This window comes from Stenotrophomonas sp. 22LJNL06-5-1 (assembly GCF_056861455.1).
This window is the reverse complement of record NZ_JBSPUE010000003.1, coordinates 315478-334422: the sequence shown is the minus strand read 5'-3', so window position 1 is coordinate 334422 and position 18945 is coordinate 315478. Positions and strand designations below refer to the sequence as shown.

Genomic DNA, 18945 nt, shown 5'->3' with positions numbered 1-18945 from the left:
GACGCCAGGCGTGTACATCGGAAGGCATCAGCGCCAGGTAGATCCACGCCATGCGTGGATGGCAGATCGCAGCCAAAAAAAAGACCTGCATTTCTGCAGGTCTCTGAAGATGGTGGCCGAAGACGGAATCGAACCGCCGACACGGGGATTTTCAATCCCCTGCTCTACCAACTGAGCTACTCGGCCAAATTGTGCGGTAACCGTGATCAAACCCGGTTTCCGGAAAAAAAAGACCCGCATTTCTGCAGGCCTTCGAAAGTGGTGGCCGAAGACGGAATCGAACCGCCGACACGGGGATTTTCAATCCCCTGCTCTACCAACTGAGCTACTCGGCCACATGTTTCGTTGCAGCGAGGTCGCTGCCAAGGACGCGTATATTACGGAGGTCGGGTGCCTTCGGCAAGCGTTTTGCCAAGATTTCTTCACATTGCCGTCTGCGCGCTCGCAAGTGCTTGATCCTCCGTCGTGGGGCGGGGCGTGGTCAGTCGATCATCGTCTGCGGTGGAAATCAGCAGATCGCCGCGATCGCCAAAGCTGCAAGGGCAAGGGCTGCGCCGGACCCGCGCCGCGCCGGTCCATGGAACGCTGTTTTCGTGGCCGACATCGGGGATGGCTGCGGCGTAGTGTCGGCACTTCTTTCCTGATGCTGGCAACAGCAGAGACCTGGCCATGTCCGATTCCTCGACCACCTCCCGCATCGTGCTTGCGTCGCGTCCGCAGGGGGCGCCAAGTGCAGCCAATTTCCGCCTGGAACAGGCCGCGTTGCCGTCATTGGCCGCTGGCGAGGTGCTGCTGCGCAACCGTTATCTGTCGCTGGACCCGTACATGCGCGGACGCATGGACGAGGGCCCGTCGTACGCCGCGCCGGTGGCGGTGGGCGCGGTGATGGAAGGGCAGACCGTGGCCGAGGTGCTGCAGTCGAACGCCGAGGGCGTAACCACAGGTGAGCTGGTGCTGGCGCCGGGTGGCTGGCAGACCCACGCGGTGCTGCCGGCCAAGGCACTGGGGCGCCGCCTGGACCCTGCCGGACTGCCGCTGAGTACCGCGCTGGGCGTGTATGGCATGCCCGGCTTCACCGCCTATTCCAGCCTGCATGAAATCGCCCGTTTGAAGCCGGGCGAGACGCTGGTGGTGGCTGCCGCGACCGGGCCGGTGGGCGCGACCGTGGCCCAGCTGGCCAAGCTGCAGGGCGCGCGCGTGGTTGCCATCGCCGGTGGCGAAGCCAAGCGCGCCTATCTGCAGACGCTGGGGGTGGACGTGGCGCTGGATCATCGCGCCGCTGATTTTGCGGACCAGCTGCGCGTGGCAGTGCCTGCGGGCATCGACGTGTACTTCGAGAATGTCGGTGGCCATGTGCTGGATGCAGTGCTGCCGCTGCTCAACGACTTCGCCCGCATTCCAGTGTGCGGCACCATCGCCACCTACAACGAGCGGGGCATCGAGCAACCCGGCCCGGACCGGTTGCCCGCGCTGTTCAGTCAGATCCTGCGCCAGCGCCTGACCGTGCGCGGTTTCATCGTGCACGACTTCAACCACCTGTGGCCGGACTTCGAACGCGAGATGCCGCAGTGGCTGCGCGAAGGCCGTATCCAGTACCGCGAGGATGTGGTGGAAGGGCTGGTGAATGCGCCGGAGGCGTTCTTTGGGCTGCTGAAGGGGCACAACTTCGGCAAGCTGGTGGTGAAGCTGGATTGAGGGCTTGGCGGCGTGCCGACCAAGGTTGGCACCTGCCGGAAGCTGAGCATGCCGGCCAAGGTCGGCACCTACTTCAGGCAGTCGAGGCCTTTTCCCGGCGCAGCAGTTCGCGCTTGCGCGCCACGCCCCACGCATAGCCGGACAGGTCCCCATCGCGGCGCACCACGCGGTGGCAGGGCACTGCCACCGCCAGCGGATTGCTCGCGCAGGCACGTGCCACCGCACGACTCGAGCGTGGTGCACCGATGCGCGCAGCGACATCCGCATACGACGCGGTCTGCCCGCGCGGAATCTGCTGCAGTGCCTGCCACACCCGTTGCTGGAACGCGGTGCCGCGGATATCCAGCGGCAGCGTGGCGCCTCGCGAAGGATCCTCGACCAGGCCCACCACCTGTGCCACCAGTTGCTCATAGCCCTGGTCGGCGCCGACCAGTTCGGCCTGGCGGAAGCGTTGCTGCAATGACTGCAGCAGCGTCTCCGGATCGTCGCCGAGCAGGATCGCGACCACCCCGGTGGCGCTGCTGGCCACCAGCACGCTGCCCAGTGAACTTTCGGCAAGCGCGAAGTGGATGACTTCGCCGCGACCACCTGCGCGCCATTGCTTGGGCGTCATGCCCAGCAACTTCGGTGCGTTCTCGTAGAAGCGTCCACTGGAACCGAAGCCGGCATCGTGGAAGGCGTCGGTGATGCGTTCCTGTTGCTCCAGCCCGGTGCGCAGGCGGTCGGCGCGCAGCGCCGCAGCGTACTGCTTCGGGGTCAACCCGGTGGCTTGCTTGAACAGCCGATGCAGGCGCGTCGGGCTGCAGCCGGCGATGTCGGCCAGTTCCTGAAGTGAGGGTTCGTCGAGGCTCGCTTGAAGGTGGCGGCAGACCCGTTCGACGCGGGCATCGAGGGCGGTGGTGGCGGTACTGTCCATGGCCGGATTCTGGCACGTGCCGGTTCTGCGGAAACTCCGTTTCCTGCACCGACGGGCCAGGCCCGGAAACGGAGTGTCGGCAGGGGAGAGGCGCGGCATCGTGGCGGCCACTTCACAACCGACACCACGACCATGCGCCTGAACAACAAGATCGCCCTCATCACCGGTGCCAGCGCCGGCATCGGCCGCGCCAGCGCGCTGCGTTTCGCTGCCGAAGGGGCAAAGCTGGTGCTCAACGCACGGCGGCCGGAGCCGCTGCAGGCGCTGGCCGAGCAAATTCGCGCCGCCGGTGGCGAAGCCGTGGTGCATGCCGCTGACGTGGCTGAGCCGGGCACGGCACAGGCGCTGGTCGATCTGGCCCAGCGGTCCTTCGGCGGCCTGGACATCGCCCTCAACAATGCCGGCATGCTCGGCCCGGGCGTACCGGCGGCGGAGTTCCCGGTGGACGCCTGGCGCGAGGTGATGGCGACCAATCTGGATGCGGCCTTCCATGCCGCACGCGCGCAGTTGCCGGCACTGCTGGCGCGCGGCGGCGGCTCGCTGGTGTTCGTTGGCACTTTCGTCGGCCACACGGTGGGCTTCCCCGGCATGGCGGCCTATGCGTCGAGCAAGGCCGGGCTGATCGGCCTGAGCCAGGTGATCGCCGCCGAATACGGCGCGCGCGGCGTACGCAGCAACGTGCTGTTGCCCGGTGGCACCGATACCGAGATGGGCCGGCAGGCTGCACCCACCGGCGATGCCCGCGACTTCGTGCGCTCGCTGCACGCACTGAAGCGCATGGCCGAACCGGAGGAGATCGCCAACGCGGCGCTGTTCCTGGCCAGCGATGAAAGCAGTTTCGTTACCGGTACCGCGATGCGCGTGGAGGGGGGAGTGTCGATCACCCGTACCTGAGCGGGGTCAGGGGCGTGGCGCGTAGCGGATACCGCTGCTGGCCATGAAGCCTTTCGGATCGAAACGGGCCCAGGCTTCGCCCCAGCCGAACCGGGCGTGGCCGCCGGCCAGTTTGCGACCCAGCGCCGCACCCAGGGTGCGGCGCATGAAGGCGACTTCGGCATCGATCGCGGCCTGGGTCGGCCAGCCGTCTTCCAACGTTGCACCGGGTAGATCGACGCCCATCGTCACCATGTCGAGCTGTTGCCCGTGGAAGCACAGGCTGATGCCAGCGGGCGCACCGCCCAGGCTGAGCCGGTGCAGGCTGAGCCAGTGATAGCCGGTGCCGACATCGCGCTCTCCTCGCATCAGCGTGGCAAAGGCGACACGCGCCTCATCCCGTGTCAGGGTGGGGCCGATCAGTATCGGCAGGTTGCCGAGCTGGATGCTGCCGTCGGTCGCATCGAGGCGCATCGGCAACGTGTGCGCTGCGTGCTGGGCAGGGTAGGGCATGGCATACCGGTGGGCGTGGTGCCTCGGATTCTGGCGGCGCGGGGGCCGCGGCGGCAAGCCAGTGCCTGCACATGACGTTGGCGCAGGACTGACCTGCGGCTTACCCGGCAACCTCTAGCGTGGTGGGCAACGTGGGCCCGCCGCCGGCGTGGAGATTTCGATGAACGAGCGAAGCAAGGATCAGGACCCGAAGCAGGGCATCCAGGAAAGTCGCCAGGACAGGAAGCAGGACGATGTGGCCAGGCAGCGGCCGGGCCAGCGCGATCAACAGGTGCGTGATGCGCATTCGCGCAGCCCCCGGCGCAAGGATGGCGGCCAGGAGCCCGGCTGAGCCGCGGGCGCTAAAAGAAAAAACCCGCAGATCACGGAGATCTACGGGTTCTTCTGAATAGTGGTGGAGCCAAGGAGGATCGAACTCCTGACCTCGTCATTGCGAACGACGCGCTCTCCCAGCTGAGCTATGGCCCCACGGCAGGCTTTCAGTGTAGCGCTGCCTGCCGGGCTTGCCAAGCGCCGGGCCGGGACGGTGGCAGGTGTGGATCTGCTACCGCCCCCGGCCGGTTCAGACCAGGGCCTGGCGCAGCAGATCGCCCGCGCGCTGTACCGCCACGTCGGTGGAAACAGCCACGCCCTGCAGGTGGATGCAGGCATGGATCATCCCCGGCAGCCGCTCCAGCGTGCAGTGGATACCCGCAGCCTGCAGGCGGTGCGCGTACTGCTCGGCCTCGTCGCGCAGCGGATCGTGCTCGCAGCTGAGCACGGAGGCTGGCGCCAGCCCCTGCAGGTCGGTTGCGTGGGCGGGCGAGGCCAGTGCCGGCGGTGGATCCAGATCCATCCCACTCAGATAGGCCTGCCAGCAGCGCTGCATCAGTTCGGCGCTGAGGTAATAGCCCGTGGCGTAGTCGCGGTAGGAATCGCTGCTCATGCCGGCATCCAGCGCCGGGTATAGCAGCAGCTGGTGGCGCGGCTGCGGCAGGCCTGTCTCGCGCAGCAGCAGGCAGCAGGCGGCTGCGAGGTTGCCACCCGCGCTGTCGCCACCGATCGCCAGCCGCTGTGGGTCCAGGCCGAGGCGATCGGCGTTGTCATGCAACCACTGCCAGGCGTCGGCGACGTCATGCAGTGGAACCGGGAACGGGTGCTCCGGCGCCAGCCGGTAGCCCACGGCGGCGATCACGCAGCCGCTGGCATTGGCCAGGGCGCGGCAGGGACCGTCGTAGACCGCCAGCGAACACTGGAACCAGCCACCGCCATGGGCGAACAACAAAGCTGGCGCCGGTCCATCGGGCAGCCTTTCCGGTGTGTAAAGGCGGACTTCCAACGCGTGGCCGTCGCGTGCGATCACCGCATGTTCGATCACATGCGCAACCGGCTGCGGCGCCCCCTGCAGCTGGGGCAGCGCGCTCTCGCTGATCGCCCGCAGCTCGCGCAGGTCCTCCGGCAGCGGATGGGCCGCGATGGCATCGACGAACTGCTGCAGTTCCGGTTCAAGCCGCATGGCGCGCCTCCTGCAGGAACGGCAGCAGCTGTGCAAGAAATGCCTGCGGCGCTTCTTCCATGATGAAGTGGCCGCAGCCCGGCACGATGCTGCCGCGCACATCATCGGCATGCGGCTGCAGGGTCAGCATCGGCGCATCGCCGGTGGCGTGCTCGGCGCCGATCGCCAGCACCGGCATCGGCAGCCGGCGCTGCGCGCGCAGCTTGTTCTGGCGGATCGTTTCCGGAATCGCGCGGTACCAGGCGAAACCTGCGCGCAATGCGCCCGGACGGCTGTAGGCGGCGATGTAGGTGTCGGCGGCCACTGCATCGCGTCGGTACGACCAGCGGTCGAACATGAATTCCAGGTAGGCGCGTTCGCGTCCACTGATCAGTGCTTCAGGCAGATCGGCCACCTGGTTGAACATGAAGTGCCAGAGGAAGATGTTGTCGGCCGGTGCTGCGAAGATGCCCGGTTCCGGCGCAAGGCCTGGAATCACCGCTTCGGTGACCGCCAGCTGGCGCACCGCCTGCGGCTGGTCGCTGGCCAGCGCATAGGCGATCCACATGCCGATGTCATGCCCGACCACCTGGTAGCGGTCGTGGCCCAGTGCCTGCATGGTCTGGTGCAGGACGGCGGCGGCACTGCCGGTGTCGTAGCCGTGGGTGGGGCGGTCGGATTCGCCGATGCCCGGCGGATCAACCGCGATGGCTTCGAAGCCGGCCTCGGCCAGCGCGTGCAGCACGTGGCGCCAGGCGTACCAGGTCTGCGGCCAGCCGGGAATCAGCAGCACCGGTTCGCCGTGCCCGGCGGATACACAATGCACGCGTTGGCCATCGATGCGCAGGTAGTGGTGGCGCAGCGAAGCGTCGCCGGCAGCGCCAGCGGAAAGGGAAGTGGTCATGGGGGAGTGCTCCGTTGGGGCTCAGGCAATGCCGAGCATCTGCTGCATCTGCGCGGTGCTGATCGGTGCACCGGCGAAGTCGTCGAAAATCTTGTCGGTGACCGGAATGATGTGGTCGCGGATGAACGCGGCACCTTCGCGCGCGCCAGCTTCCTGGTCCTTCAGGCAGCACTCCCATTCCAGCGTTGCCCAGCCCGCGTAGTCGTACTGGGCCAGCTTGGAGAAGATCGACCTGAAGTCGACCTGGCCATCGCCCAGCGAGCGGAAGCGGCCCGCACGTTCGGTCCAGTCGGCATAGCCTCCATAGATGCCCTGGCGCCCGCTCGGACGGAATTCGGCGTCCTTGACATGGAACATGCGGATCAGCGGGTGGTAGATGTCCAGGTACTCCAGGTAGTCCAGCTGCTGCAGCACGAAGTGGCTGGGATCGAACAGGATGCGGCAGCGCTGGTGCTGGCCGACGCGCTCGAAGAAGCGCTCGAAGCTGGTGCCGTCATGCAGGTCTTCGCTGGGATGGATCTCGTAGCAGAGGTTGATGCCGTTGTCCTCGCAGGTATCGAGGATCGGCCGCCAGCGTCGTGCCAGTTCGTCGAACGCCGCGTCGATCAGGCCCGGTGGGCGCTGCGGGAACGGGAACAGGTAGGGCCAGGCGAACGAGCCGGAGAAAGTGCCCATGTCCTGCAGGCCGAGACGGCGTGACGCGCGGGCGGCCAGGTGCAGCTGCTGCTGCGCCCATTCGCTGCGGGCCTTCGGATTGCCGCGCAGTGCTTCGGGCGCGAAACCATCGCAGAGTTCGTCGTAGGCCGGATGCACGGCGACCAGCTGGCCGAGGATGTGGGTGGTCAGCTCACTGACCTGCAGGCCGTGCTCGGCCAGGGTGCCGCGGAGGTCGTCGCAGTAGTCCTGGCTGTCGGCAGCGGTGGCCAGGTCGAACAGGCGTGCATCCCAGGCCGGGATCTGCAGGGCCTTGAAGCCGTGGTCGGCGGCCCACGCGGCAATGCCGGCAAGTGAGTTGAATGGGGCCTGGTCGCCGGCGAACTGCGCCAGGTGCAGGCTGGGGCCCTTGAGGGTCTGCATGTGTTGCTCCAATTGTTTGTCGATCGACAAAGAATAGGGGCGGCCCTCGCGGTGGTCAACACCCGCGTTACACTGCGCGCCTCACTGGAGCAGGCAGGCAGATGGCAGGGCGACCGCGCGAATTCGACAGGGACCAGGCGTTGCGCAAGGCGATGCTGCTGTTCTGGCAGCACGGCTATGAAGGCACGTCGATGTCGGCACTGGTCGAAGCACTGGGCATTGCCTCTGCACGCATCTACGCCGCGTTCGGCAGCAAGGAGCAGTTGTTCCGCGAAGCCGTTGCGCTGTACGAGGAAGGCGAGGGCGGCTTCGCGCCGCGCGCGCTGGAGCAGGCCACGCTGCGTGAGGCGATCGGCTCCATGCTGCGCGAAGCGGTGCTGACCTACACCCGTCGCGGGCGCCCGCACGGCTGCCTGGTGGTGTCCTCTGCCAGCAGCGTCTCGCCCGATGGCGAGGGCGTGCGGGACTGGTTGGCCAGCCATCGTCGCCAGCGTACGGCGGCGATCATCGCGCGCCTGCAGCAGGCTCAGTCCGAAGGGGAGCTGGCCGGTGATGCGGCGGTGCAGGCACTGGGCGATCACTTCGCCACGGTGCTGCACGGCATTTCGGTGCAGGCGCGTGACGGCATCAGCCGCGAGCGCCTGCTGGCGGTGGTTGATGTGGCGTTGGGGCCGCTGCCCTGAGTCAAGCCTTCAGGGCGTGCGGAATGCCCGGTGACTGTGCCGAAACCGCTTGTTTCGCCGGGTTTGGGTGTCGCGCAACGAAATCGTAACAATTTGGGGGATAATGGCGGCTTGCGCAGTTTTCTTCCTTTTTGCCGCCCGGCTCGCGCAGGCCGCACGGACGCCTCCTCAGAGCATTTCATGCCCTCCCATTCCGATTCCCGCCGCCTGTCGGGTATGTCGTCTTCCTTTGTTTCCTTCCGCCGCCACCCGCTGGCCCTGGCCTGTGCCGGCCTGGCCCTGGCTGCCAGCTTCGGTGCCGTCGCGCAGGACAGCGCGCCGACCCCGACCGGCCTGGACACGATCACCGTGACCGCCGAACACCGCGAGCAGAACCTGCAGGAAGTGCCGGTCTCGGTAGGCGTGGTGCAGGGCGAGCGCATGCGCGACTTTACCGCCGGCGGCGACGACACCCTGCTGGCGCTGTCCGGCCGCGTGCCGAGCCTGTATGCGGAAACCACCACCGGCCGCATCTTCCCGCGCTTCTACATCCGTGGCCTGGGCAACATCGACTTCTACCTGGGTGCCTCGCAGCCGGTGTCGATCATCCAGGACGACGTGGTGCTGGAACACGTGGTGCTGAAGTCCAACCCGGTCTATGACGTGGACCAGGTGGAAGTGCTGCGCGGCCCGCAGGGCTCGCTGTTCGGCCGCAACACCACCGCCGGCATCATCAAGTTCGACACCCTGAAGCCGACCCAGGACTACACCGGCCGCGTCAGCGCCAGCTATGCGACCTATAACAGCGTGTCGATCGACGGCGGCTTCGGCGGCCCGATCAACGACATCGCCTCGTTCCGCGTGTCGGCCCTGTACCAGCACCGCGACGACTACGTCGACAACACCTACAAGGGCCCGAGCGCCGACGGCACGGTCAGCCCGAAGAAGAACGCCATGGGCGGCTTCGATGACCGCAACGTGCGCGCGCAGCTGCTGCTGACCCCGAGCGACCAGTTCTCGATCCTGGCCTCGGCCCACGCCCGTGATTACGAAGGCACCTCGACCCTGTTCCTGCGCGGTGCGCTGACCAAGGGCTCGAACAAGACCGACGTGCCGCGCGACAAGGTCGCCTACGACGAAGCCGGCAACAATCCGCAGGCCTACAAGACCTACGGCGGTTCGGTGAAGGCACGTTACGACTTCGGCGCGATCGACTTCACCTCGATCACCGCCTACGAAACCACCTCCGGCTACAGCCGTGGCGACACCGACGGCGGTGCTGCGGTGAACTTCCCGGTGAACGGCGTGCCGAACGGTTACGGCCAGTCGATGGGCCGCATCCGTGATCTGGACCAGTGGACCCAGGAATTCCGCCTGGCCAGCCATGATGACAGCGCCCTGCAGTGGCAGGCTGGTGCGTTCTACTTCAACGGCAGCGACACCACCGACTTCTACCAGCGCGCGTGGTTCCTGCAGGGTGCGGCCCGCAACCCGAACAACTGGGTGCGCCTGCGCAACAAGAACACCTCGTGGGCCGGTTTCGGCCAGCTGAGCTACGCCTTCACCGACAAGTTCACCGTCACCGCCGGCCTGCGCCAGACCAAGGACGAGAAGCACACCCGCCTGCTGAAGACCGCTGATACCGCTGCCGGCGTGGTTACCTACAAGGGCCGCACCGACGTCAAGATGTCTGACACCACCCCGAGCTGGGATCTGAGCGCGATGTATCAGATCACGCCGGACGTGAGCGTCTACGCCAAGGTCGCGCGTGGCTTCCGTGGCCCGACCATCCAGGGCCGTTCGGCGGTGTTCAATGCCGATTTCACCACCGCTGATTCCGAGACCATCCTGTCCTGGGAAGCGGGTGTGAAGAGCAGCCTGTGGGACAACCGCCTGCGCCTGAACGCCACCGCGTTCACCTACACCGTCAACGACATCCAGCTCAACGGCAACGATTCGGACGGCAACGGCGTGCTGTTCAACGCCGACAAGGCCAAGGCCTACGGGTTCGAAGCCGACATGGAGCTGCGCCCGATCCCGAACCTGACCCTGAGCGCCGGCCTGAGCCTGCTGCACAGCGAGATCAAGGACAAGCGCGTTTACGCGCAGGTCTGCGGCCTCAACGGCCAGGTGGTGTGCACCGTCGGCGACCCGACCATCAAGGTCGGTGCCAACACCTTCGCCCAGATCGACGGCAACACGCTGCCGAACGCGCCGAAGTACAACGTCAACCTGGCCGCCCGCTACGACTTCCCGGTCAGCGATGCCGGCACCATGTTCGTGTCCACCGACTGGAACAAGCAGGGTTACACCAGCTTCGTGCTGTACGACAGCAAGGAGTTCAACTCCAAGGGTGACTTCGAGGGTGGCCTGAAGATCGGTTACTCGGGCAACTACGGTGCCTACGAAGTGGCGCTGTTTGCGCGCAACATCACCAACGAGAAGAACCTCAAGGGTGTGATCGAGAACTACATGGCCGCGGTCTATAACGAGCCGCGCACCGTCGGTGTCTCGCTGAACATGAACTGGTAATGCGCTGTCGCGATGGCGGAGCATCCCGCCATCGCGCTGCTGGAATGCAAAGGGCGGCCCGGATTACCGGGCCGCCCTTTTCGTTGCTTCAGACCGCAGTGAGGTTGCTGTCCTGGCTGCGCTGGCCGAAGGTCAGGGCCCAGGTGGCGCTGTCCACCTGCTGGCGGTCCTGTTCCTGCTGCTTGCGTGCGCGGCTGGCACCGAACCAGCGGCCTTCGCCGTTGATCAGCGGTGCCATGCGTACCACGTCCACATACTCCGGATCGATCTCGCTGGCACGTTGCAGCCAGGTCAGGGCGAGGAATGCATTGGCCGGGACGCCGTTACCGAAGTGGTAGATGTCGGCCAGGTAGCCGGCCGCCCACAGTTTGTCGTCGTCCTCACCGCGCCACCACAGCGGAATCAAGGCGCGTTCGACCGCTTCGCGCTTGTGCGCGTCGTTCTGGCCATCGAATGCTAGGCAGGCCAGGTTGCGGCAGGCCGGGCCCCACACGCGCTCACCGGCGTCGGCTTCGCGCAGGCAGCGCAGGTACAGCTCGCGCGCACGCGCTTCATTGTCCGCGCCGCCTGCAGCGACCAGGCGCACGGCCAGGTTGTAGGTGGCGATCAGGTCGCCGCCCTCCACCGCGCGCTCCTGCCAGTACGCGGCCTTTTCTGCATCAACGAACTGCGGCTGGTCACGGCCGCCCAGGCGACCCTTGTACAGGTCGCACAGTGCCGACATCGCGCCGGCGTCGCCATCGTCGGCCATGCGCTGCAGCAGCGACAGGCCGGCGGCCTGCGAGACATCGCAGAACAGATTGGCGGCGAAGGTGACAGCCGAGGTGTTCTCCCGCGGTGCCAGTTCCAGGGCGCGCTGCAGCAGGGTCAAAGCACGTGCCGGGTCGGCGGTCTGACCAAGCAGCCCATGCTCGATGGCGGTGGCCGCCCAGAGCAGGCCGATCGCGGAATCACCTTCGCGTGCCGCGTAGTCCACCACCTGCGCGAACAACGCTTCGGCCCCGTCGACGTGAGCGAACCAGGCGCAGGCCTCGAGATTGCTGAGGCCTTCATGCAGGACCATGTCGCGGTCCAGCGTCCAGGCCTGCTGCAGGTCGCCGAATACCGCCTGCATGTGCTGGGCGTCCCACTGGACGTCGTTCTCGACATCCTCACGGCGGCCGAGCCGGTAGCGCAGTCCGGCACGCTGGGTCAGCACCTCCGCGCGCAGGGCGCGGTCCAGGTGCCAGTCGAGGATCTGCGCGTAGGCGTGCTCGTGCGCCGCGACGGTTTCGCTGTCATCGCGCTGTGGCAGCTCGGCCAGCCAGTCCTGCGCCTTTCGCCAGCGCAGCGCATTGCTCTGCGTCAGATCAAGGCCGCGGCACCAGCTGCCCTCGATGAAGTCTTCCATCGCCTCGTGGCTGCCGCCCCAGCGCGGGTACAGGAAATACAGAGTGCCTTCCAACGTGCTCAGGTCGTCGGGGCGCTGTTCCAGCACCAGCCGCATCCAGTACGCCAGCGGCGCATCGAAGTCGTCCTGGCTGCGTTCGCGCAGCAGCGGCGGCAGCGTGGCTGGCAATGCCTGCAGCGGTGCACCGAAGCGCGACAGCAGCTGCAGTGCCTGCGGCCAGGCCTGCGGATAGTGCTCGGCCAGCGCGGCATCATCGGATTCCGGCGGCTGGCCGGCCTGGAGCGCACGCAGCCAGTTCGGTTCGCGCAGGTAGCTGGTGATGCGCTTGATGCCGTCCAGTGCCAGTGCGGGCCGCGGTGACAGCGCGATCGCCTGCAGGTAAGCATGTACGGCATGGTCGCGGGCCAGCTGTGCCGCCAGCCACTGGCTGTCCTCCACCAGTGCGGCCACGTCGGCGCTGCGCAGTTCACCGGCAGCGTCCTGCCAGCAGGCGCCAAGGCGCAGCCAGGCGTAGTAGCTGCCGGGGGCGGCCGAGGCCCACTGCTGGGCCTGTTGCAGGCGCGCTTCCAGCGTCAGCGTGGCGTCGTGCAGGTTGCGCAGCCGCCAGCGGATGCCGGGCAACGCATTCTTTCCCTGCAGCCAGGCCAGCTCATGCGGAGCAAGCAACGCATCCAGTTCGGCATAGCGCTTTGCCTGCAAGGCGGCACGCGCTTCTGTGCGCCAGGCCAGGTCATCGGCAGAGAGACCGTCCTTCGCAATTCCATTTGTCATCTGATGCAATCCAACAATAGCGGGGACGCTATTGGACAGGCCCGCGCCCGCGGCGGCAAGCATGGCAGATGCTCATGTTTGCGGTGCCGGCGCCGGGTTGCCCGGCGCCGGTTGATCTCAGTGCGCGGGCAACAGTGCCTGCAGTCGCGATTCCAGTTCCTGCTGGCGCCAGCCGGCCAGTGCTGCCGGCCATTGGCGGCGCTCCAGATAGCTTTCCAGATGCTTGCGGGAGGCCAGCACGCCATCCGGCAGGCCCAGCTCGCGGCTGCGCTCGGCCACCGCGTCCTGCAGCTTCTTCACCGCCTGCTTGTTGCTGTCATTGGCAGGCAGCGCCAGCGGTGCCTCGGCCTCATCGGCCAGCGGCGTGGACAGCGCCTGCCAGACCGCGCCGGCCAGCTTGCGCGGTGCCTTCGGGAACTGCTCGAACAGCTTGCCCAGCGCAGCCTCGTCGGTCGGTGGCGTGCGCGCCAGGGTGGCGGCCAGTTCGTTGTCCAGGATCCAGCTGCGCGGGCGGTCGCTGTTGCGTGCCTGCACATCACGCCAGCGAAGCAGGCGCAGCAGGCGGTGCTGTGCGGCGGCGTCGAGGAACTGTGCCGAGCGCATCGCAAGATGCGGCCAACGGTCCTCGTCGTTGGCGACGCTGGCCAGCAGGCGCTCGCCATCGTCGTGCAGCCACTGCTGGCGGCCGAGCGCCTGCAGCTTGGCATCAATGGCGTCATGCAGCGCGAACAGGTGCTCGACATCGTCGGCGGCATACTGCAGCTGAGACTCCGAAAGCGGGCGGCGCATCCAGTCCGAACGGGTTTCGCCCTTGGCCAGTGCTACACCGGTGATTTCCGCCACCAGCTTCTGGTAGCCCATGCCGCCGCCGATGCCGGCCAGCGCGGCACCAATCTGGGTGTCGAACAATGGTCGCGGCAGCACGCCGCACGCCCACTTGAAGGCGACCAGGTCTTCGCTGGCGCTGTGCATCACCTTGGTGATGGATTCATCGGCCAGCCACGGCGCCAGCGCCTCGGTCATGCCGGGAATCAGCGGGTCGATCAGCAGGATGTCCTGCCCGACCGCCATCTGCACCAGGGCCAGCTGCGGCCAGAAGGTGCGTTCACGGATGAATTCGGTGTCCAGGCCGATGCGGGTCGGGCGCTGCTGGAAGTACGCATCCAGCTCGGCGGGGGTGGTGATCCAGGTTGCCACGGTTCAGGGCCTACTACTCGGGTTTGCTCAGGCAGGGGAGAATAGCCTAACGTCGGTGCGCGTCCGTGCCGAAGGAGGCTCCGCTTGCGTTTTCCGTTGTCGTCCGTGCTGTGCACCGCCCTGGCCATGGCCTTGGCGGGCTGCACGCCGTCGCCCCCCACGGCAGCGGACCGGAGTGCCGGGGAGGAGGCGCGCCCGTCTATGAACGCAGACAGCGACGAGCGCCCGCAGGCCGGGCAGGGCAGCGTGACCATCGCCGGTGAGGATGCCGCCGAGGATGTACAGCAGTGGACGCCACCGCGGGTGGACCGGCAGGGCCGCAGCCTGGCCCAGTTGCGCCGCGCGGCCGGGCAGGCCTTCTCCGAGGGCCGGCTGTATGAGGATGCCGATGCCGCCATCCCGCTGTGGCTGGCGGTACAGGAAGAGGACCCGGATGACCGCCAGGCCCGCCAGGGCCTGCAGCGTGCCCGCCAGCGCCTGCAGCAGCAGGCGGATGCGCTGCTGGTGCGGCCGCTGAAGCAGCGCGAGGCGCTGGCCGAGGCCAGCCGCCAGGCGCTGGTTCTGCTGACGCTGGCGCCGAAGGACGAGAAGGTACGCGCACTGCAGGGACGGGTGGAGCTTGCCCAGCGGGTGGTCGCTTACAACCGCGCTGGTGAAGAGGACCTGCGCTCGGACCGGATCGGCGAGGACGGGGACGGGGCCATCGGCAACTTCCGCGAGGCACTGGCACTGGATGAGAACAACAGCCGTGCACGGCAGGGGCTGGCCGCGGCCGAAAGTGGGCTGATCCGCCGTGCCGAGGACGCTGCACGCACGCGCGATTTCGCCAGCGCGGGCACCTGGCTGGCCGAAGCCAGCAAGGTGCGCGACTCGTCGCCGACCATCGCCGACGCCTTCGAGCGCATCGAGCAGATCCGTGCGGCGGCATTGCTGCAGCTGCGCGATGACGGCCTGCGCGACCTGTCCACGCCGCAGGGCCTGAAGCCGGCGCGCGAGAAACTGGCCGAAGCCCTGCGCATCGCCCTGCCGGGAGACGCGGTGGTGGCCCAGCTGCGTGAGCGTATCGACTTGGCCACCCACTACGGCAGCTTCCGCCCGGGACAGGTGTTCAGCGACGCCATGCGTGATGGCGGACGCGGGCCGCAGATGGTGGTGGTGCCGCACGGCGGTTTCCAGATGGGTGCCGGCGATGCCGAACCGGGTTCGAGCGATGCCGAGCGACCATCGCACTATGTACGCTTTGATCGAGGCTTCGCGATGGCGATCACCGAGGTCACGGTCAGCGATTTCCAGCGCTACGTGAAGGCGACCAATGCACGCCCCCGGGCGACGCGGCGAGGCCATTCGGTGGTCTATGACGAACGCAGCGGCAACTTCATCCGCCGCAGCGGCGTGGACTGGCGCTCGGATTACGACGGTGGCCGCGCGATGGCCAATTCGCCGGTGATGCACGTCAGCATCCGCGATGCCGAAAACTATGCGGCGTGGTTGTCCGAGCAGACCGGGCGCAGCTACCGGTTGCCCAGTGAAGCAGAGTTCGAGTACGCGCTGCGCGGCGGCAACAGTGGTCGCTACCCCTGGGGCGATGCGGGCACGCCGCCGCCGGGCAGCGGCAATTTCACCGGCAGCAAGGATGTGTCGCCGTCCGGGCGGCATTGGCATAACGCCTTCATCGGCTATGGTGATGGCTGGTGGGGGCCGGCACCGGTAGGCAGTTTCCAGGCCAATGCCTTCGGCCTGCACGATATGGGCGGAAATCTCAGCGAATGGGTGGCCGATTGCTGGCATGCCAGCTACCGGCGCGCGCCCTCCGATGGCGCCGCCTGGTTCAACCCGGGCTGCCGCGCACGGGTGATCCGGGGTGGCAACTGGGCCAATGCGCCGGAGCAGACCCGCGCGGCCTGGCGGCAATCCCAGGACTCGGATACCACCAACGCGCGCATCGGCTTCCGCCTGGTACGCGGCATCTGATCGGCGGCCGGCTTCACCCGTTGCTGGCATCGGCGCACTAAGATTGCGCCGTGCCCGCCGGCCGGCGGGGCCTGCTGGAAGCCGACCCGATGCGCAACGATCCCTTTTCCCGCCCGCCACAAGGCTCGCAGCGCCGCGGCCTGTTCGGCAACATCCGCTGGTGGGTGCTGTTGCTGGCCGCCGGCTATGCGGTGTTCTACTGGTTTTCCAACCGCACGGTGGATCCGTATACGGGCGAGAAGGTGATGATCGACAGCAGCCTGGACGCGCGCCAGGAGACCGCTTTGGGGTTGCAGGCCTACCAGCAGATCCTGTCGCAGGAACGGCCGATGGACCCCAACGCACCGATCGCGCGCGATGTGCGTGACATCGCCCAGCGCCTGATCGCCAAGGTCGATGTGGTGGAGACCGCGCTGGCGCAGGAGCACGGCGTGCAACCGGCGCATTTCGCGCGGGATTTCCAGTGGGAAGTGAACGTGATTCCGTCCGAGCAGGCCAATGCGTTCTGCCTGCCGGGTGGCAAGATGGCGGTCTACACCGGGTTGGTGCCGGTGGCGCGCACCCGCGATGCGATGGCGGTGGTGATGGGCCATGAGATTGCCCATGCACTGCTGCGCCATGGGGCACAGCGCATGGCCCAGCAGAAGCTGACCCAGATCGGGCAGGTGGCCGGCGCCGCCAGCGGCATGGATGCGCAGCAGCAACAGATGATGATGTCGGCGATGGGCTATGGGTACCTGCTGCCGTATGCGCGCAGCCACGAGACGCAGGCCGACGAAGTGGGCCTGATGCTGGCCGCGGCGGCGTGCTTCGATCCGCGCGAGGCGGTGCCGCTGTGGCAGCGCATGGGCCAGGCCAGCGGCGGCCAGTCACCGCCGGAGTTTTCCTCGACCCACCCGAACCCGGGCACCCGCATCCAGAATCTGCAGGCGCTGATGCCGAAGGCACTCGAGTACCGGCAGAAGTTCTGCGAGCAGGCAAAGTAGGAGGTTGGTCGGCAGGGCTTGCAGCCCTGCACCCGCTGCGAACCAGGGCAACAGCAACAGCAACAGCAACAGCCGAAGCAGAAGCGGGTTTCCCGTGGGAGGCGGGGTGGGTCCGGTGGCGGGAGACGCCGTAAACCCGTCCCTGGGGGCTTGGCCGCGGCATCCATGCCGCGGACACTCCCGCAACCGGACCCACCCCGCCTTCGACAGATTTCTGCGACCTGCAGTAGATCCACGCCATGCGTGGATGCTTTTCGATCTCGATTCGAAATATTCGATTCCGATGGAGATTCATCCACACATGCGTGGATCTACCGTGTCGACCAAGGTCGACACCTACCAACAGCCACCGGAATCTGTCAGAGGTGGGGCGGTGTCGGAGTGCGGGGTGTCAGCCGCATGGGCCCGAGGCATGCCTCGGGCGGGTTGGGCAGGACGCCCAACCCCGGTCTTGCCGTGTGCGCAGGAAAGCGCACACGAGCAAGCGGCTGCCAAGCCTACAAGGACGTACTTGCGGCGTCCCCGCACTCCGACATCGCCCCGCCATCCCACGGAATGCCTGCTTTTGACGTTGACGTTGCCTTGGCTTGAAGCCTCTGTGGGTGCAGGGCGCAGCCCTGCCGAACACCCCTTTACTTGACCTGCACGTCGATCACGCCGTCGCCAACGCGGGCCTGCAGGGCGTCACCAGGCTGCACCTGGTCGACGTGCCGCACTAGCGCACCGTCGTCGCTGCGGGTCAGGATGCTGTAGCCACGGGCCACGGTCGCCAGCGGGCTGACCGCTTCCAGCGAACGCGCCAGCCCGCGCAGGCGCAACACATCGCGCTCCAGCAGCCGCTGCATTGCGATCTGCGGGCGCCCGCGCAGGGCGGCCAGTCGGCGCTGCATCGCGTCGAGCTGGCGCTGCGGATGATGCCCGCGCAGGATCGCCGCAGCATGGCGCAGGCGCGCGGCACGGCGCTCCTGCTGCTGGTTGAACGCGGCATGCAGGCGCCGGCCCAGATCGAGTTGACGGCGGCGCAACAGGTCCAGCCGCGCCTGCGGGCTCTGTGCGTTCAGGCGCAGCAGGGCGCGGTCGGCCCGCTGCATCGCCTGCTGCATCGCATGTCGTTGCAGCTGCACCATGCGGGCGGCCGTGCGGCGCAGGCGCAGCGCGAGTTCGCGCTGGTCCGGCACCAGCAGCTCGGCCGCCACCGACGGCGTCGGTGCACGCAGGTCGGCGGCAAAATCGCTGAGGCTGAAGTCGGTTTCGTGGCCCACCGCCGACACCACCGGGGTGCGGCTGGCGGCGATCGCGCGGGCCAGCGCTTCATCGTTGAACGCCCACAGGTCTTCCAGCGAACCGCCGCCGCGGGTCAGCAGGATCACGTCGTAGCGGCCACTGGCATCGGCGGCCTGCAGCAGGCGGGTGATCTGTGCAGCGGCGCTGCTGCCCTGCACCAGGGTCGGCAGCAGGTCCACTTCCAGCAGCGGGAAGCGGCGGCCGAGCACGCTCAGCACGTCGCGCACGGCGGCGCCGGTGGGCGAGGTGATTACCGCCAGGCGCTGCACGTGCGCCGGCAGCGGCCGCTTGCGTGCCGGGTCGAACAGGCCCTCCGCCTCCAGGCGTGCCTTCAGCTCCTCGAAGGCGCGGCGCAGTGCGCCTTCGCCGGCTTCCTCCATGTGGTCCAGCACCATCTGGTACTCGCCACGGGCGTCGTACAGCGTCACCTTGCCGCGCACCAGCACGCGCATGCCTTCGCGCGGCACGAACTTCAGGTACTGCGCCTTCATCCGGAACATCGCCGCGCGCAGCTGCGCACGTGCGTCCTTCAGGGTGAAATACAGGTGCCCGGAAGAAGGACGCGCCACGCTGCCCAGTTCGGCCTCGACCCAGATCGCCGGGAAGCTGCCTTCCAGCAGGTCGCGGGCCAGGGTGTTGAGCTGGCTGGGGGTGAGGATGTCGTTGTTGCGTGGCTGCATGGGAACGGCGTGCTGCGGGC

At 67.4% G+C, this 18945-nt stretch carries 15 protein-coding genes and 3 tRNA genes; 7 read left to right on the top strand and 11 right to left on the bottom strand.

Annotation, left to right across the window (positions count from 1 at the left end; all coding sequences use genetic code 11):
* Positions 1 to 110: 110 nt before the first annotated feature.
* A tRNA-Phe gene (locus AC13GF_RS09815) sits at positions 111 to 186 on the bottom strand.
* Positions 187 to 259: 73 nt separating this feature from the next.
* A tRNA-Phe gene (locus tag AC13GF_RS09810) sits at positions 260 to 335 on the bottom strand.
* A gap of 334 nt (positions 336 to 669) precedes the next feature.
* Here AC13GF_RS09810 and AC13GF_RS09805 point away from each other — a divergent pair.
* A complete protein-coding gene (locus AC13GF_RS09805; RefSeq protein WP_483004496.1) occupies positions 670 to 1695 on the top strand; it encodes an NADP-dependent oxidoreductase in 1026 nt (341 codons plus the stop codon).
* A 73-nt stretch (positions 1696 to 1768) separates the two neighbouring features.
* On the opposite strand, the gene AC13GF_RS09800 is transcribed toward AC13GF_RS09805, so the two are convergent.
* The gene (locus AC13GF_RS09800; protein ID WP_088429438.1) at positions 1769 to 2611 is read right to left on the bottom strand and encodes a bifunctional transcriptional activator/DNA repair enzyme AdaA; all 843 of its coding nucleotides are present in this window, start codon (positions 2609 to 2611) and stop codon (positions 1769 to 1771) included.
* Between the two features lie 132 nt (positions 2612 to 2743).
* Between AC13GF_RS09800 and AC13GF_RS09795 the strand changes: the two genes are divergently transcribed.
* Complete coding sequence (locus AC13GF_RS09795) at positions 2744 to 3505, top strand: SDR family oxidoreductase (RefSeq protein WP_483004495.1); 762 nt, start codon at positions 2744 to 2746, stop codon at positions 3503 to 3505.
* A 6-nt stretch (positions 3506 to 3511) separates the two neighbouring features.
* Here the strand turns inward: AC13GF_RS09795 and AC13GF_RS09790 are convergent, their stop codons facing one another.
* Positions 3512 to 3997: a hypothetical protein gene (locus tag AC13GF_RS09790; protein WP_483004494.1), complete on the bottom strand. Its 486-nt coding sequence runs from the start codon at positions 3995 to 3997 to the stop codon at positions 3512 to 3514.
* Between the two features lie 160 nt (positions 3998 to 4157).
* On the opposite strand from AC13GF_RS09790, the gene AC13GF_RS09785 reads away from it, so the two are divergent.
* Entirely contained in the window at positions 4158 to 4328 is a 171-nt protein-coding gene (locus tag AC13GF_RS09785) for a hypothetical protein (RefSeq protein ID WP_483004493.1), read from the top strand.
* A gap of 61 nt (positions 4329 to 4389) precedes the next feature.
* On the opposite strand, the gene AC13GF_RS09780 is transcribed toward AC13GF_RS09785, so the two are convergent.
* From AC13GF_RS09780 to AC13GF_RS09765, 4 genes are all read right to left on the bottom strand, one after another.
* Positions 4390 to 4465, bottom strand: a tRNA-Ala gene (locus AC13GF_RS09780).
* Positions 4466 to 4559: 94 nt separating this feature from the next.
* On the bottom strand, positions 4560 to 5492 hold the full coding sequence (locus AC13GF_RS09775) for an alpha/beta hydrolase (protein ID WP_483004492.1): 933 nt from the start codon (positions 5490 to 5492) through the stop codon (positions 4560 to 4562).
* Entirely contained in the window at positions 5482 to 6375 is an 894-nt protein-coding gene (locus AC13GF_RS09770) for an alpha/beta fold hydrolase (RefSeq protein WP_483004491.1), read from the bottom strand. The genes AC13GF_RS09775 and AC13GF_RS09770 overlap by 11 nt, the downstream gene beginning before the upstream one ends.
* 21 nt (positions 6376 to 6396) lie before the next feature.
* Complete coding sequence (locus AC13GF_RS09765; protein ID WP_483004490.1) at positions 6397 to 7452, bottom strand: sugar phosphate isomerase/epimerase family protein; 1056 nt, start codon at positions 7450 to 7452, stop codon at positions 6397 to 6399.
* Between the two features lie 101 nt (positions 7453 to 7553).
* Between AC13GF_RS09765 and AC13GF_RS09760 the strand changes: the two genes are divergently transcribed.
* Together AC13GF_RS09760 and AC13GF_RS09755 are read left to right on the top strand one after the other, a co-directional pair.
* Complete coding sequence (locus AC13GF_RS09760; protein ID WP_483004489.1) at positions 7554 to 8135, top strand: TetR/AcrR family transcriptional regulator; 582 nt, start codon at positions 7554 to 7556, stop codon at positions 8133 to 8135.
* A gap of 180 nt (positions 8136 to 8315) precedes the next feature.
* The gene (locus AC13GF_RS09755) at positions 8316 to 10646 is read left to right on the top strand and encodes a TonB-dependent receptor (RefSeq protein ID WP_483004488.1); all 2331 of its coding nucleotides are present in this window, start codon (positions 8316 to 8318) and stop codon (positions 10644 to 10646) included.
* An 88-nt stretch (positions 10647 to 10734) separates the two neighbouring features.
* Here the strand turns inward: AC13GF_RS09755 and AC13GF_RS09750 are convergent, their stop codons facing one another.
* Both AC13GF_RS09750 and rnd read right to left on the bottom strand, forming a co-directional pair.
* Entirely contained in the window at positions 10735 to 12807 is a 2073-nt protein-coding gene (locus AC13GF_RS09750) for a DUF4034 domain-containing protein (protein ID WP_483004487.1), read from the bottom strand.
* Positions 12808 to 12924: 117 nt separating this feature from the next.
* On the bottom strand, positions 12925 to 14004 hold the full coding sequence (rnd, locus tag AC13GF_RS09745; RefSeq protein WP_483004486.1) for a ribonuclease D: 1080 nt from the start codon (positions 14002 to 14004) through the stop codon (positions 12925 to 12927).
* Positions 14005 to 14088: 84 nt separating this feature from the next.
* Here rnd and AC13GF_RS09740 point away from each other — a divergent pair, with 84 nt between their 5' ends.
* Together AC13GF_RS09740 and AC13GF_RS09735 are read left to right on the top strand one after the other, a co-directional pair.
* Positions 14089 to 15975 carry an SUMF1/EgtB/PvdO family nonheme iron enzyme gene (locus AC13GF_RS09740; protein ID WP_483004485.1) on the top strand — a complete coding sequence of 629 codons (1887 nt, stop codon included), beginning with the start codon at positions 14089 to 14091 and terminating at the stop codon, positions 15973 to 15975.
* 89 nt (positions 15976 to 16064) lie between these two features.
* Positions 16065 to 16961 carry a M48 family metallopeptidase gene (locus AC13GF_RS09735; RefSeq protein ID WP_483004484.1) on the top strand — a complete coding sequence of 299 codons (897 nt, stop codon included), beginning with the start codon at positions 16065 to 16067 and terminating at the stop codon, positions 16959 to 16961.
* Positions 16962 to 17593: 632 nt separating this feature from the next.
* On the opposite strand, the gene xseA is transcribed toward AC13GF_RS09735, so the two are convergent.
* Positions 17594 to 18925, bottom strand: a complete 1332-nt coding sequence (xseA, locus tag AC13GF_RS09730) for an exodeoxyribonuclease VII large subunit (RefSeq protein WP_483004483.1) — start codon at positions 18923 to 18925, stop codon at positions 17594 to 17596.
* Between the last annotated feature and the right edge of the window lie 20 nt (positions 18926 to 18945).

Bases quoted from the DNA above. Each gene is read 5' to 3' on its own strand.
- xseA (WP_483004483.1), bottom strand. From the start codon at position 18,925: ATGCAGCCACGCAACAACGACATCCTCACCCCCAGCCAGCTCAACACC.
- AC13GF_RS09790 (WP_483004494.1), bottom strand. From the start codon at position 3,997: ATGCCCTACCCTGCCCAGCACGCAGCGCACACGTTGCCGATGCGCCTC.
- AC13GF_RS09760 (WP_483004489.1), top strand. From the start codon at position 7,554: ATGGCAGGGCGACCGCGCGAATTCGACAGGGACCAGGCGTTGCGCAAG.
- AC13GF_RS09795 (WP_483004495.1), top strand. From the start codon at position 2,744: ATGCGCCTGAACAACAAGATCGCCCTCATCACCGGTGCCAGCGCCGGC.
- AC13GF_RS09800 (WP_088429438.1), bottom strand. From the start codon at position 2,611: ATGGACAGTACCGCCACCACCGCCCTCGATGCCCGCGTCGAACGGGTC.
- AC13GF_RS09785 (WP_483004493.1), top strand. From the start codon at position 4,158: ATGAACGAGCGAAGCAAGGATCAGGACCCGAAGCAGGGCATCCAGGAA.
- AC13GF_RS09735 (WP_483004484.1), top strand. From the start codon at position 16,065: ATGCGCAACGATCCCTTTTCCCGCCCGCCACAAGGCTCGCAGCGCCGC.
- AC13GF_RS09755 (WP_483004488.1), top strand. From the start codon at position 8,316: ATGCCCTCCCATTCCGATTCCCGCCGCCTGTCGGGTATGTCGTCTTCC.
- AC13GF_RS09765 (WP_483004490.1), bottom strand. From the start codon at position 7,452: ATGCAGACCCTCAAGGGCCCCAGCCTGCACCTGGCGCAGTTCGCCGGC.
- AC13GF_RS09775 (WP_483004492.1), bottom strand. From the start codon at position 5,492: ATGCGGCTTGAACCGGAACTGCAGCAGTTCGTCGATGCCATCGCGGCC.
- AC13GF_RS09750 (WP_483004487.1), bottom strand. From the start codon at position 12,807: ATGACAAATGGAATTGCGAAGGACGGTCTCTCTGCCGATGACCTGGCC.
- AC13GF_RS09805 (WP_483004496.1), top strand. From the start codon at position 670: ATGTCCGATTCCTCGACCACCTCCCGCATCGTGCTTGCGTCGCGTCCG.
- AC13GF_RS09770 (WP_483004491.1), bottom strand. From the start codon at position 6,375: ATGACCACTTCCCTTTCCGCTGGCGCTGCCGGCGACGCTTCGCTGCGC.